Origin of the sequence: Psychrobacter sp. MES7-P7E (assembly GCF_002863645.1) — a bacterium.
Taxonomy (GTDB): Bacteria; Pseudomonadota; Gammaproteobacteria; order Pseudomonadales; family Moraxellaceae; genus Psychrobacter.
The window spans coordinates 1-14,329 of the sequence record NZ_PJBU01000007.1 but is presented as its reverse complement, the minus strand read 5'-3'; the positions used below and the strand labels follow the sequence as shown (position 1 = coordinate 14,329).

At 41.8% G+C, this 14,329-nt stretch carries 12 protein-coding genes; 7 read left to right on the top strand and 5 right to left on the bottom strand.

Annotated features, from left to right (window positions below):
- Positions 1–39 precede the first annotated feature (39 nt).
- The 4 genes from CXF62_RS00625 to CXF62_RS00610 all read right to left on the bottom strand — a co-directional run bounded on the left by CXF62_RS00625 (position 40) and on the right by CXF62_RS00610 (position 4,315).
- Positions 40–363: a chaperone modulator CbpM gene (locus CXF62_RS00625; protein ID WP_102083164.1), complete on the bottom strand. Its 324-nt coding sequence runs from the start codon at positions 361–363 to the stop codon at positions 40–42.
- 100 nt (positions 364–463) lie between these two features.
- Positions 464–1,489, bottom strand: coding sequence for a DnaJ C-terminal domain-containing protein (locus CXF62_RS00620; protein ID WP_102092538.1), 1,026 nt, complete (start codon positions 1,487–1,489; stop codon positions 464–466).
- Between the two features lie 151 nt (positions 1,490–1,640).
- Positions 1,641–3,695, bottom strand: coding sequence for an Lnb N-terminal periplasmic domain-containing protein (locus CXF62_RS00615; protein WP_185156567.1), 2,055 nt, complete (start codon positions 3,693–3,695; stop codon positions 1,641–1,643).
- A 128-nt stretch (positions 3,696–3,823) separates the two neighbouring features.
- The gene (locus CXF62_RS00610; protein WP_102092536.1) at positions 3,824–4,315 is read right to left on the bottom strand and encodes a DUF3015 family protein; all 492 of its coding nucleotides are present in this window, start codon (positions 4,313–4,315) and stop codon (positions 3,824–3,826) included.
- 499 nt (positions 4,316–4,814) lie between these two features.
- Between CXF62_RS00610 and CXF62_RS00605 the strand changes: the two genes are divergently transcribed.
- On the top strand, positions 4,815–5,177 hold the full coding sequence (locus tag CXF62_RS00605) for a septal ring lytic transglycosylase RlpA family protein (RefSeq protein WP_057757673.1): 363 nt from the start codon (positions 4,815–4,817) through the stop codon (positions 5,175–5,177).
- Positions 5,178–5,249: 72 nt separating this feature from the next.
- On the opposite strand, the gene CXF62_RS00600 is transcribed toward CXF62_RS00605, so the two are convergent.
- Complete coding sequence (locus CXF62_RS00600; protein WP_102092535.1) at positions 5,250–7,271, bottom strand: ATP-binding cassette domain-containing protein; 2,022 nt, start codon at positions 7,269–7,271, stop codon at positions 5,250–5,252.
- A gap of 661 nt (positions 7,272–7,932) precedes the next feature.
- Between CXF62_RS00600 and erpA the strand changes: the two genes are divergently transcribed.
- The 6 genes from erpA to CXF62_RS00570 all read left to right on the top strand — a co-directional run bounded on the left by erpA (position 7,933) and on the right by CXF62_RS00570 (position 14,276).
- Positions 7,933–8,313, top strand: coding sequence for an iron-sulfur cluster insertion protein ErpA (erpA, locus tag CXF62_RS00595; protein ID WP_057757666.1), 381 nt, complete (start codon positions 7,933–7,935; stop codon positions 8,311–8,313).
- 352 nt (positions 8,314–8,665) lie between these two features.
- The gene (gene gshA / locus CXF62_RS00590; RefSeq protein WP_102092534.1) at positions 8,666–10,240 is read left to right on the top strand and encodes a glutamate--cysteine ligase; all 1,575 of its coding nucleotides are present in this window, start codon (positions 8,666–8,668) and stop codon (positions 10,238–10,240) included.
- Positions 10,241–10,345: 105 nt separating this feature from the next.
- Positions 10,346–10,858 (top strand): disulfide bond formation protein B, encoded by a 513-nt coding sequence (locus tag CXF62_RS00585; protein WP_102078206.1) that lies wholly within the window; start codon positions 10,346–10,348, stop codon positions 10,856–10,858.
- A 436-nt stretch (positions 10,859–11,294) separates the two neighbouring features.
- Positions 11,295–11,939 carry a copper resistance protein NlpE N-terminal domain-containing protein gene (locus CXF62_RS00580; RefSeq protein WP_228153117.1) on the top strand — a complete coding sequence of 215 codons (645 nt, stop codon included), beginning with the start codon at positions 11,295–11,297 and terminating at the stop codon, positions 11,937–11,939.
- Positions 11,940–12,200: 261 nt separating this feature from the next.
- Positions 12,201–13,682 carry a UDP-N-acetylmuramate:L-alanyl-gamma-D-glutamyl-meso-diaminopimelate ligase gene (gene mpl, locus CXF62_RS00575; RefSeq protein ID WP_102092532.1) on the top strand — a complete coding sequence of 494 codons (1,482 nt, stop codon included), beginning with the start codon at positions 12,201–12,203 and terminating at the stop codon, positions 13,680–13,682.
- A gap of 339 nt (positions 13,683–14,021) precedes the next feature.
- Entirely contained in the window at positions 14,022–14,276 is a 255-nt protein-coding gene (locus CXF62_RS00570; RefSeq protein ID WP_102092531.1) for a GlsB/YeaQ/YmgE family stress response membrane protein, read from the top strand.
- Positions 14,277–14,329: the final 53 nt, after the last annotated feature.

Genomic DNA, 14,329 nt, shown 5'->3' with positions numbered 1-14,329 from the left:
TAAAGGGCCCTTTTTTTATGTGTTATTTTGATTATTTGATTACTTTAAATTGTCTATATCGACTTCGATGACTGGTGTTTGCTGCTCTATCTGACGTTTAAGTTGGCGCAGTTGCTCAACCTCATCTAACAGCTCAAGTATCAAACCAATTGCTGGTACGCTGGCTTCAAAATCACGACTCAATCGCGATGCACGGCGCACTGTCGTCAGCTGATAACCAGTAAATTTTTCATGCTCTGGTACATCATACTCAATGATGTTTTCTTCGATTAATTCGATGACCCATTGGCGCTCTTGGCCACAGGCAGAGACCAGTTCATCTAAGCTCATGATGATGTCTGTAAATTCAGTCGAGTGGTTCATAGCTATTATCCTCGTTTTCTCTTTATTTCATCGGTATCGTATTCATCTCTGCTATTCGTTTATTACTTCAGTAATAAGTAACGGTTGTTCATAATCTTGTTTAACGACTAATATTGATATCAGCAAAGGCTTGTTTTAGCTGCTCATAAGCCTGTATCGACGCATCGTTACTGACATCAGGATTGACAATATTTAAAGTTAGATACAAGTCGCCTGCTTGCTTGGCAGGGATACCCTTGCCTTTAAGACGTAAATTACTACCGGACTTGCTGTTCTTAGGAATGGTCACACCAAGCGTACCCGCTGGCGTACTGACATTGATTTTTTCACCCAACGCCGCTTCCCACGGTGCAATATTCACAGTTTGATAAACATCTGCACCTTCTATACGAATATTGGCATCATGACGAATTTTAACCTTCAAAAACAAATCGCCATTTTTTCCATTACTGCTACCAGCAGCACCTTGCCCTGCTAAACGAATTTGCTTACCGTCAGTGATACCTTTAGGGATTTTTATCTTAAGGGTTTTATTGTCGTAGTCGACATTGCCATTGGGCTGACGAACAGGGACGTTTAGCTTAATACTATAGTCGTCGCCACTATATACTGAAGACAAATCAACGGTAATCTCGGCATGCTGATCCTGACCTTTGCTGTCTTGCGTCCCAAAGCCACCACCAAATTGATCGAATCCGCTGCTTTGAGAGCGACTGCCCGTTTGTCCACCAGTTGACCCACGTGCGCCGCGACCAAATGCTGAAAAAATGTCATCGAAGCGAAAACCACCATCACCAAAGGCCTCACCGTCACCAAACTGATCTTTGATATCTTCCCAGCGAAACCCACCTTGATCCGTACCAGTTTGCCCACTGCCACCAAACCCACTTGATCTACTTTGACCTGCGAACGGATTATTGAGCATAGCGTCATATTCGGCGCGCTTTTCTTTGTCTCTAATCGTTTCGTAAGCGTTGTTTATTTCTGCAATTTTATTATCAGCGTCTGGATGATCACTGACATCGGGATGGTATTGACGAACAAGCTTACGGTATTTTTTTTTGATATCAGCGTCTGAGGCGTCTTTTTTGACCCCTAAAATGTCATAGTAGTTTTTCTCTGCCATGTTATTTCCCCCAAAATAAAAACATATTAGTGGTATCAGTCTGCCAATTTCAAACGATACGGTATAGATAGCTACTAGATTTTGCTATAGCAATTTTTGTAGCCCACTTATCATCATAACAATAATTACAACAAACACCGTTATATAAATATTACCAGTAGTGATGCCAAGCGACTGCAGCATCTATCTTATCTGAATCACCTAACACTACGCTATTATCGGCCATCACAGTGTCTGAATATGTCATTATAAGCCTAGCATCGTTATTCTTTGATAGCTGCTGGCGTAATGTTAATTTGGCAACATCAATAGCAGCGCGCCCTTCTCGCTTTGAAGTTACGTAAGACAATTCAGCACTTTGGTTATTACGTTTCATACGTAAGCCAAGCTCAATACCGATATCTGCGTGTTTATCTTGATCATGGGCCGTCGCATTGACCATACCATAGCCAAGTATATGTTTACCAAACTTAGCGCCTGCGCCAACGCCAGCTTGTGCGTAAGGGCTATGTCGATTACCAGTAAACATATCTGTACGAGCACCTGTTTTTAGTTGCCAAGACAGTTTAGGTTCGCCTAATAACGGTTGTCTAAGATCTTCAATCTGCTGCATGTCTAAAAATACGAAATCCGTCAATGTCCATTGATGCATATCAAAGCTATAACCCAGTGACGCTTTTACGGCTTCAAAACGTTTATCAATATCTGTATGAGCGTTCAGTGGGTCTTTTACAAATAACGATAAACCAACTTCTGCCCTCTCCTCAGATAAAACGACGGTAGTCTGCGTGGTTTTGTTACTCAATGCTGGAGAGGGTTTGTTTGGTACAGGCAGCTGAGCCAAACCATTGCTAGCTGGTAGCGCAAAACGCTGACTGAGCAATTCGCTTTTGAGAGCTCGCTGCTTCGGTGTATCGTCTTGCGTGATTTTATAAGTACGATGTAAGATCAGAAAATCAAGCGCAACTGCCTTATCGTCCGCGTTTAAAGTAGCAAGTGGGGCAGTGTCTTCTGTACGAATGACAGAGTTTATGATGGCTTGTATTGGCCTAGATAATTGTACAAACTTCTCGCGCAGCTGCGTTTGTTCAGAGGGCAAATAGCGTACTGAAGACACTAAGGAATCAGCGCCGTTGTCGTGTTCTAATAGCTGATCGAATACATAGTCTGGCGCATACCAAGGACCTACTCGCTCAGTCGTTTTTATGTCGCTTATCAGCTCAAGTATCTCTCCTGAGCGATAACCACAATTTTGTTTGATAAAATAATAGTCAAATCGAGCAGACTTTGCTTCGTACAAATGATAGTTCAATAATTGTGTTTCAAAGGTATCTAGATTGAGCACGTACTCCCACATATCACGTTGCTCGTTCTTGGAATATACCGCGTCTTGTTTAAAGAATTCCGTCTCTGAAAACCCAGCATCATAAAACCCAAATAGTCCTTTTAGCGCGTACATTGCACCGTTCTCATTTTCTGGAATACGAGCGCCGAAGTTGTATGAGTTATTAAGTAAGTCCTCGCTAGATAGCTCTCTGACATCACTGTTCGTATTATTGGCATTATATATAGGCGTGTTGGTTTTGACCAGTACATGACCAAATGAAGAAGCTGGGTTTTTTAAATAGCTGCTTACTAGGATCAAGCTTATTTCTTGATTCGCATCGGGTAATTTTGAGCAGTTTTTGAGATCGACGTTCAGCTCTGGTAGATGATGATTAAGCCATAAATATCTGGCTGGATACTTACAAGCTACGCCCTCATTATTTATTTGCTCTATCGTTGCTATAAGCTCTGCATAGGGATCAAAATTACGTTTCGAACGAGGCTTAGGATTGGTTAAATAAAAATCTGGTGAGATGACTTCAGCCTTGCCATTTTTATAAAACAATAAATGTTGCCATTGGGAGTGCTTAGCCAATGATTTTAGTTTTATGGGATCAATAGCGGTATTTTTTTGAGAGTTTCGGTTTTGCTCTTGTATCTGCGATTCAGTGAGTCGTTGTACGCTTGGCTCAATATCTGACAAGTTCTCGCGATCACTTAAAGTCATGTCTGCTGCGATAGCCGAATCATTACTAGAAGAGAACTTATTTTCGTTATCTACTATTACTGGATCTGAAGCATAGGCATTCGTTTCATCAACTTCCGCATTGCAAATAGTCGTTGCAGCCAAACAGGCCACCCATAAAAACATCTTTTGCATTTTATTTAGATACCATAAATACATGAGCAATAAAAAACACGTAAGCACTAGGTTTACGTGTTTTTATCATTAAATCATCAAAAGTTTGAGTATTAAACTAAAAACTTAATACCTAGCACTTTCAATATTTAGATAGCACAGCTTTGCTTAACGATGCTAAATAGCGTCTCAGCATTTTGATCTTGCGTAGCAGTACGATAGGCAGAAGTCTGAGTATATTGACCATACTGTGCGCGTACGCTAGCGGCTGAATCACAGTTAGCAACACTTTGTAGGGCAGATAAATGAGCACCTTGGCCTGAAGCTAGATCTTTTTCAACACTTGGGAAGGCTTCTTTAATCAAAACCGCAGCTCTAACGTTACCACCTTGGCAAGTTTCAGGAGACATAGAGTCAGAAGTAGCAGCCGTAGTACCTAAATCCCAAGTCACGTTAGAGATAATAGCTAAGATAGGGCTAGAATTACCAAACAAAGCACCACCAATACCACACTGCTTATAAATCTGCTCGATAGTGCGACCAGTTTCTGCCGTTTTAAATTTAGAACCAAGATCGGCATTAGCTGCGCTAAATGGAATCATTGCCGCAACAACTGAAGCGAACGCAATTTTTTTCAACATAAAACTTCCTCGAAAGACGATAAAAAATAAATTATTTGATAAAAGATCAAACTTATCATGAGTATATTTGATAGATACTCTAGAATAATGTCTAACCTTATCCATTCTACAAAATAGTAAGAATATAGCAAGGTTTTTTTACATTATATTATCTATTTCTACTTGAGCTTTCATAACGATAATTATGCTATATCGATAGATTTGGTCTTTATATATTACCTATTTATATTGTATTAATGGCTTTCCAGTATTTTGTCGGCTTCTTTATGAGAATCACTCTTTATAAGTCTAATTTTAGTATCTACGTCATCATTATTTTTGCTAAAAAATAGCTATTTTTCCTTAAAAAACAGGTATTTGACCTCATGAGTTTTTTACACAGCAGTAATAATATGACAAGCTAGCTCTTGTAGAATCCCCTATTATTCATACTCATAGGGAGTATAGATAACGTAGGCAAGAGCATCTGTCTATTTTATTAATTGCTTAAAGGTATTAAATGTCTTATTTAATCAAGTCTTTGGTTGTCACTTTATCGCTACTACTTAGCACCACAGTTTTCGCTGCCAATACCAGTTACTACGGTAGTAAGTTTCATGGCAAGCGCACAGCGAGTGGCAGCATCTTCAACATGAACTCTTTAACCGCTGCACATCGCACGTTACCGTTCGGCACGAAGGTACAAGTAACCAATCAAAAGACAAAGCAGAGCGTCGTTGTAAAAATCACGGACAGAGGACCTTTTATTAGAGGTCGTATCCTTGATTTATCAAAAGCCGCTGCTGGTGAAATAAACTGTCAGCTTTGTACGACTACGATGGAAATACTGTCGTACGGCGATGGCAAATATCGTAAGGAATAATGTAATAAAAAAGGGATGGCTTATGCCATCCCTTTTTTATGTCTGTTTATATAACTAACTATCTAGAACGCTTTATGCGAACTTAGCTTCCATCTCTTCTAAAGTCGTCATTGATAGTAGTAACTTTTCTTCATTATCACTATGCTGCTGCTGTAGCGCTGTTTGCTCATTGAGTAATACAAGCAAGTCAGACTTACGGCTCTCTTCGTACAGCTCCGTATCAGCCAGTTTTTCTTCAAGCGTTACAAGCTGCTTATCAATCTTAGCCAATGTCTTTTCTGTTTCTTCTATCTCGCGGCGGATAGGTGCTGTCATTTTACGCTGTTCAGCGGCTAGCTTACGCTGCTCTTCTTTACTAAGTGCAGGCGTCGCAGCTTTACTCTTTGACGAATTATCAGATGTTTTATTATTTACTTGGCTACTGTCTGTTTCACGTGAAACAAACTTCTTACTCTCTTTTTTGCTTTTTTTCTTACCGGTATTCTTATCTGATGCGTTCTCTTGCTTGCGCTTCTCTGCTAGCCATTTACCATAGTCACCAATGTCGCCATCGAACTCTTCGATGATACCATCATGTACCAGATACAGCTCATCACAGACATTGGCAATCAATTCTCGATCGTGCGAGACCAGTACCACTGCGCCCTTAAAACCTTGTAAGGCGATAGTCAATGCTTGACGCATTTGCAAGTCTAAATGGTTGGTTGGCTCATCGAGTACAAGGACGTTTGGACGTTGCCAAACGATCAGTGCCAAGGTCAAACGCGCGCGCTCACCACCAGAGAATAGCTCGCTTGGTGTATCAATACGCTCACCGCGGAAGTCAAAGCTACCCAAGAATGAACGCAGCATCGCATCAGAGGTTTTACCTGCTAGCCGACGTAACATCTCTATAGGTGTTGCTTTGGCATCTAGGATATCCATTTGATGCTGATTGAAATAGCCGAGCTTTAGGGTATCCGAAACACGATACTTCCCTGTTAGTACGCCAAGCTCACCGACTAATGCTTTAATCAACGTTGATTTACCAGCGCCGTTCATACCCAGTAAGCCAAGACGGGTGTCAGGGGTTACCTGTACATTGGCATTGTGTAGAAGCGGTGTCTCACTATAGCCAATATTTGCGTTGGTCAGCTCAATCAGCGGTGAGCTCATGTTTGCTGGCTCATAGAATTGGAACGAGAACGGGTTGTCAGCCATCATTGGTGACAGCTCTGCCATGCGCTCTAATTGCTTAATACGGCTCTGTGCTTGCTTAGCTTTACTGGCTTTAGCACGGAAACGACGAATAAAGTCATCCAAGTGAGCCTTTGTCGCTTCTTGCTTTTCAAACGCTTGCTGCTGCTGCGCCATACGTTCGTGACGGGTACGAATGAACTGCTGATAGTTACCAGTATAAAGGGTGATTTTTTGTTGCTCTACATGCAAGATATGACCGACTGTCGCGTCCAAAAACGCTTGATCATGAGAAATCACAATGACCAGACCCATATAGGCATTGATCCATGTCTCAAGCCATAAGATAGCGTCCAAGTCCAAATGGTTGGTTGGCTCATCGAGTAACATCAGATCAGCACGACTCATCAAGGTTTTGGCAAGGTTTAAGCGCATACGCCAACCACCAGAAAACCCTTCTACTGGCAGTTCATGCTGGCTAGTCTTAAAACCAAGACCTGCCATAATTTGCGCCGCTTTGGTTGGCGTACGATATCCGTCGATTTCATCGAACTGCTGGTGTAGCACACCAATTTGCTCATCACTCACGCTGCTCAAATCATTTAGCGCAGCATTAATTTCATACCACTGCTCATCACCGCTCAATACATAATCGATTGCAGACTGCGTCGTAGCACCAACTTCCTGTGCCATGTGCGCCACATGCCAGCTATCAGGAATACTGACTTCACCTTTATCAAGGGTGACTTCTGTATCGCCTGTACCCATCTGCGTCAGTAATAGCGCAAATAAAGTAGATTTGCCTGTGCCGTTGTTGCCCGTCAGTCCAACTTTGTGACCTGGATGGAGCTGAAAGCTTGCACCTGCAAACAATTCACGACCATCACGGCGAACACCAACGTCTTTAAATTCGATCATATAATTTCTTCATCTCAACAATAATATAGATATAGGGCAATAAGAAACACACATAGGGTATGCCAACTGGCGGCTATTATTTCAAACGCTTGCCACATAGGCAAACAATTAAATAACTATTTCAAAACTAAGTATTTATTACGCCAAACACCTTATGTTGTACAAGCGACTCTTGAGCTCATACATGGTTGTTACTATTATAAAGGTTATGGCCGTAAAATACCGTAATATGACTAATAAGCTTTAAGACTGCCTAATATTATTAAGTAGTGTTTTATACAGTCACACGCTATTATTTTTTAGTCTGGTTATTGGTTTAGCCCATTGACGCAGTTATTTTAAAAAACACAATATCAAAATTGGGACACTGCTATTCATTAGTAAAATTCAGTAGTTGCATCACTCTTGACAAACGTAACAGCACCCCCATTATGATATACTGCTAAAAGATAAGTGCCCACTATCAATAGAGCCAATAAAATATTGTGGTGGCACAAATACTATTTTGAAATTGTACAAGCAGCTTATAATGCACCAATAGCTTTGCCATAATGACAGCACCCAATTAAATCAAACGCCGTGCGTATCTTTATTTGCAAGTACCCTATTGCAAACCCAAACAGGACGACGACCGCATTTGATCCTAGCAACTGAGGTAGATATGAACGAATCAGCCAACCAATTTAGTCCAAGCTCAAGCCAGCCAGTAGACCCAACCGTATTAAGCCTAACTGATAGTGCGGCGCAAAAAGTACGCCGTCTACGCGAAGAAGAAGGTGATAGCGATCTTATGTTACGTGTTTATGTGACAGGTGGCGGTTGTTCTGGTTTCTCTTACGGGTTTAACTTTGCCAACGATCTAAACGAAGACGATGCCAATTTTGATAATGGGGATGTGACGTTAGTCGTCGATTCGCTAAGCTATCAATACTTGCAAGGCTCGACCGTTGACTATACTGAAGGACTGGAAGGGGCACGCTTTGTGGTGACCAATCCAAATGCCACGACCACTTGCGGCTGCGGTTCGTCATTCTCTATATAAGCTAAATAGACGCAGTCGCGCTATGATTATCAAGATAATGCGATAGTGTGCGAACACCATGTCAAATGGCTGGTAGGCATAATGAACAAAGCATCTATCTCTCAGGTAGATGCTTTTTTATCAAACTATCTGGCCAGAATAACGCTATATTCGAGATGAATTTGTATTAAAAACAGGGTCAAAATCCTCACAAATCGCGTTGCCTAAAGCTTATCGTATTTGTAATTGTTCGTGGTTTTAACCACGGCTTTGAGCTAAACTGACGGAATTATTGACCTAACATTTACCTATTTTATGGACAAACGCTTATCGTGTTTTGATCCGCCATAATAAATAACAATAGATGACTATTATGAGTAATTTTGCGAGTAGCTTTGTTAATTTCGAAATCCCTAATTGGTTTGATAGCCAACACTTAACGGGTATGCTCCGCGGTATTGAAAAAGAGGGCCTACGCGTAAAGCCTGATGGTTTCTTGGCACAGACCCCGCATCCAGCCAAACTTGGGTCAAAACTTACCCATCCTTTTATTACTACCGATTACTCAGAAAGTCTGCTTGAGCTCATCACTGAACCAAAGTCCTCACCAAAAGAGACCCTTAATATGCTGCGCCAATTGCACGTATTGGTCTATCAGGGCATACCTGAAGGTGAGCTGATGTGGCCATTATCGATGCCTTGCATGTTGTCTTCTAAAGACGAAGATATCCCACTGGCTGATTATGGTAGCTCTAATACGGGTAAGCTAAAAACCCTATATCGTAGTGGCCTTGGTATCCGCTATGGTCGCCGCATGCAGACGATTGCTGGTCTGCATTACAACTTGTCTTTTGGTGATACGTTGTTTGAGACATGGCAAGCCCAAATACCGACCGCACAAAGTCAAACGTTGACAGAGTTCAAAAACGAAAAATACCTAGGGTTGATTCGTAACTTTAAACGTCTAACCAGCCTTGTTTTATATTTACTGGGTGCCAGTCCGAGCGTATGTCCTTGTTTCTTGGCAGGGCGTGAGCACGATTTAGAATTGCTCAATGATTCGACCTATTACAAACCTGCTGCGACTAGCCTGCGTATGGGCAAGCTTGGCTATACTAACAGTGTGCAAGAGCAGCTTGATATCCGTTATAACTATCTGCCAGAGTATGTCGATGGTCTGCGCCGTGCCATTCAAACACCGCACGAAAGCTTTGCTAAGCTTGGCTTAGAAGACGAAGCTGGCAATCCAATCCAAATTAACAATCATATTTTGCAGATAGAAAACGAGTACTACAGCCCTATTCGTCCTAAACAAATCGCAATGAGCGGTGAAACACCAACCGAAGCGCTTGAGCGTCGTGGTATCGCCTATGTCGAGTTCCGTGCTATCGATCTTGACCCATATAGTGACGTTGGTATTCGTCTCTCTAGCGCTTGCTTCTTGGAAGTGATGGCGCTGTATTGCCTGTTCAGTGACTCACCAGACTTGCTACCTGAAGAAGAAGACACGCTCGCTATCAATCTTGAGCGTGTGGTCAATGAAGGTCGCCGTGATGACTTGCATATTATCAATAATGGCCAAGAGCAGTCACTCGAAAGCTGGATGCTCACTCATCTAGAACGTATGCAGCCGCTTGCTGCACTGCTTGATGCTCACTACGGTGGTAACGATTACCGCGCGGCTGTAGCATTGATGCAAGGCAAAGCAGGACACTCTGAGTCGACTATTTCTGCACAAGTAAATTCCGATAGCAAACGCTTAGGCAGCTTATGGCAGCTTGGCTTTACGTTGGCTCAGCAGCATCGCGAGTCTTTACTACAGCAGACACTTAGTCCAAATACTCAAGCTAAATATGAAGTATTGGCAGAAAAATCTATCTTGCAGCAAGCTGAGATTGAGCAGTCTGAAACAGAAGACTTTGCAGAATTTTTACAGCAATATCGCTAAGTTGCTAGTTATTAATTGCTAAGTCCTGACTGTGCAATTCTGACTGCTTAATCTGGATTGCTACCCCACATCTATTATAGATAAACCCATAAGAGTAACCGCACAATGCGACAGCTAACCACCTACCGTAACCTGCAAGTATTTTTGGTGATAATGGCCATCATAGGCATGAGTTTTGCGCTGTTTTATCTACAGCGTCATCTAGGGCTTTCACCTTGCCCGCTCTGTATTTTTCAGCGTGTTGGTCTAATCGTCATGGGCGGATTCGCCCTCATATCAGCGTTGTTTAATCCTAAATCTAAAGTAATAAGACTACTATTATGGCTTGGTAGTCTAGTAGGTATCGGATGGGCAACTGCGGTAGCAGCACGCCATGTATGGCTGCAACATTTACCTGCTGACCAAGTGCCTTCTTGTGGTCCAGGACTGAACTATTGGCTTGATACCCTCCCTATCCTACAAGTATTCAAAGAAGTATTTGCAGGTTCTGGTGAATGCGCCTCTGTTGATTGGACTCTTATGGGATTAAGTATTCCTGAGCAGTCGTTGATTCTATTTAGTGTGCTGCTAATCGTACATGTCTTGATATTAATGCGTATCGTAAAATCTTCCAAGTAGTATCTTATGACTCAATAAGACGTTATGTTTCTTTCCTAGTTCTGCTTTTAAAACAGACATTGCTATCTTCGATACAATGTCTGTTTTTTTGTCTACTATTAACCCGCCCTTACAACCCATATTAGCGTTAACAACAGGTATCGCTAATGTCAATTTATGCCTTTTAGATATATGGGCAACAACAAAAAGCCCACAGAGATATTTTCAAGCCTTTGATATCTTTAGTCAGCTTACCTTATAAACGGATAAGCATTAGATATTTGTCGCTTTCTACTCATAAGCTATCTGTATTTTGAATATAAGATAATGCTGTCAAGTTCTTAATTTATATTATTACTACGCGCCCATGCCTTATTATCCTTATCTTTGACAATGGCTTTACGTTGTCGATAGTATAGATGAGCTTGAAAAATACTTGTTAAAAACTGTTTTTGGTATGACCATGATATATTTTGCTCCCGTTCGCTCTACCACGCTTGCTATCGTAAAACGGTGGCGTCCTTCGTTACTGGTAGCGTCACTATGTGTGCTACTCGTAGGCTGTGATAGTGCCTCGTCCAATACCGATAAAGACATGGTATCTACGTTTGCGTCGACTGGTTCTGAATCGCAGGAGGCTTCACAATCATTGCAAGATGACAATATTGAGAGTGCTGAGCTAGCGAATGATGATGAGACAGGCGAAATGGTGGAAGGGCAATCATTAATTGCTGCTGCTCAGTCAAATAAAGATACCTATGCAGACAGCTCTATGGAGCGATTAGAAGCGAAAAGCAGTATGCTGCAAGCGACATTGATGGGCGATTATGGCGGTATGGTCTCTTGTACAGATTGCGACAGTATCGACGTTACATTGAACTTATTCGCTGATGGTTCCGTACTAAAAACAAGTTATTATCATAATCCTGAAAAACCAAAAACACCTCTACTCGAATCGGGCATCTACCGACAAGACAATGACAAAATCACCATTGTCTATGAAGGGAAAAATATCGAAACCTACCATATCCAAGACAATCATTTGATACGGATCGATGAGCACGATAATTTAGAGGATGACTATACGTTATCTCGCAAATAAAAGCGTCATCATGCTGACTGTTGGTTGGCGTATCTCTACATACTAAAACGACCAAATTACATTAGCTACATAGCGCCTACTTGTTAGGCGTTTTTTATTGGTCATCGAACAGGGTTTACTTTACAATGATTGCTTGTTTGCCAAGCTGATAGGTTGATCATTGTTTATCAAAGTGGTTATTTTTACTGATGACAGCTAGGCACTTCACACTTTATTTTATCCGCTCTCTATTCTTTTCATTCAAGCGCGTACGGAACGTCTATGCATATTCATATCCTTGGTATTTGTGGTACTTTTATGGGCTCACTGGCATTGCTAGCACGTGCGCTTGGGCATACGGTTACGGGTTCAGATGCCAATGTCTATCCTCCTATGTCCACTCAACTCGAAAATGCTGGCGTAACTATAGAAGAAGGCTACCTAGTAGAGCACTTGCAACCAACGCCAGACTTAGTGGTCGTTGGGAACGCAATGAAGCGCGGCATGGATGTGATTGAGTACATGCTAGATAATGGCTTGCGCTATACCTCAGGTCCGCAGTTCTTATCTGAGCAAGTATTGCAGTCACGCCACGTAATCGCTGTTGCAGGTACGCATGGCAAGACCACAACCACGACGATGCTTGCGTGGATATTACATTATGCTGGTATCGATGCAGGGTTTTTGATTGGCGGTGTGCCATTGGTTGATACGACTGACGAGCACTTACAGCAAGTGTTTGCACATAGCAGCTATTTGGGGGCTGATAAAAGCGATGATGATAAATCTGGTTACTTTGTGATTGAAGCAGATGAGTACGACTCTGCGTTTTTTGATAAGCGCTCAAAGTTCGTTCACTATCGTCCGCGCACTGCTATTTTGAATAACCTTGAATTTGATCATGCAGACATCTTTGCAGATCTCAATGCAATACAAACTCAGTTTCACCATATGGTGCGTATGATTCCAAGCACTGGCAAAATCATTATGCCAGCCGCGACCATCAGTCTAGAAGATACGCTAGCAAAAGGGGTTTGGACACCTATCTGGCGTACTGCCGTCATCGACTCTACTTTAGATGATACTAGTGAAAATACGCGTGCTCTAAAAGATAGTAGCGATTGGCAGGCTGAGCTAATTCAAGAAGACGGTAGTAAGTTCAAAGTCAGTTTTGCTGCTAATGAAGAGGCAACTGCTATCGTAAAATGGTCAATGAGCGGTATCCATAACGTCAATAACGCTTTAGTTGCTGTGGCTGCTGCCTATGACATTGGTGTCAGTGTTGAGACTGCTTGTGCTGCCTTATCAGATTTCGCTGGTATCAAGCGCCGGATGGAGCTGATTGGCGACGTTAATGACATCTTAGTCTTTGATGATTTTGCCCATCATCCAACAGCTATTACGACCACATTAGATGGTGCCAAAAAGAAGCTGGCTGATAGACGCATTTGGGCTATCATTGAGCCGCGTAGTAACACCATGAAAATGGGTATTCATCAAGACAGCTTGGCTCAATCAGCGGCACTTGCTGACTACACATTATGGTACGAGCCTACTGGTTTGGAATGGGGCTTAAAAGAGGTCATCGAACAAGCTAAGGCTACTAGCGACGCTATCGGCAACCAACAAGTGCTATCAAGCATTGATGCTATCATTGAGCATATCAGCGGTCATGCAAAAGCAGGTGATGCGATTGTGGTTATGTCAAATGGCGGTTTTGAAGGGATTCATCAGCGTTTATTAACCGCATTGCATAATGGCTAACGCTTTTAGCTAGAATCAAGAAATAGCTTTTCTTATTTTTCTCTATACAAACGCAGCTCATCTAATAGATGGCTGCGTTTTTTATTCTAATATTTACATATCTTAATTATATGGATTCAGCCTTACAAGTACCACTTTGATAAACGCTGTTAGCACCACTGCTACCTTTGTAACCTTTCGTTTACTTATTGCTCTTACTCAATAGCAAATCGGACTTTTTCCTCACATAGCCCCTACAGTAGTAACATTTTATGCTTACTTTTGCGTCCGAGGAGTGTTTACAATAGATTTATCAAAACTTGTAACACATTATAAATATTAAAAATTTAGGAGAAAAAAATGGGATGGATTGGAGCAATTATCGCAGGTTTAGTTGCAGGTTTATTAGCACGTGCATTTAAGCCGGGCAACGATGCTATGGGTTGGATCATGACCATTATATTAGGTATTCTCGGTGCAATAGTAGGTAGAGTATTAGCTAATATAGTTGGTATAGACGATGCAGGCACTTTTATGAGTCTTATCTTCTCAGTAATCGGTGCCATTATTTTACTGTTCTTGTATGAAATGATTGTAAGCAAACGCCGTGCCTAATGACCGCATATAGTTAGCAGTCACACAAAACAATCAAAGAAGCCTCGCACTAA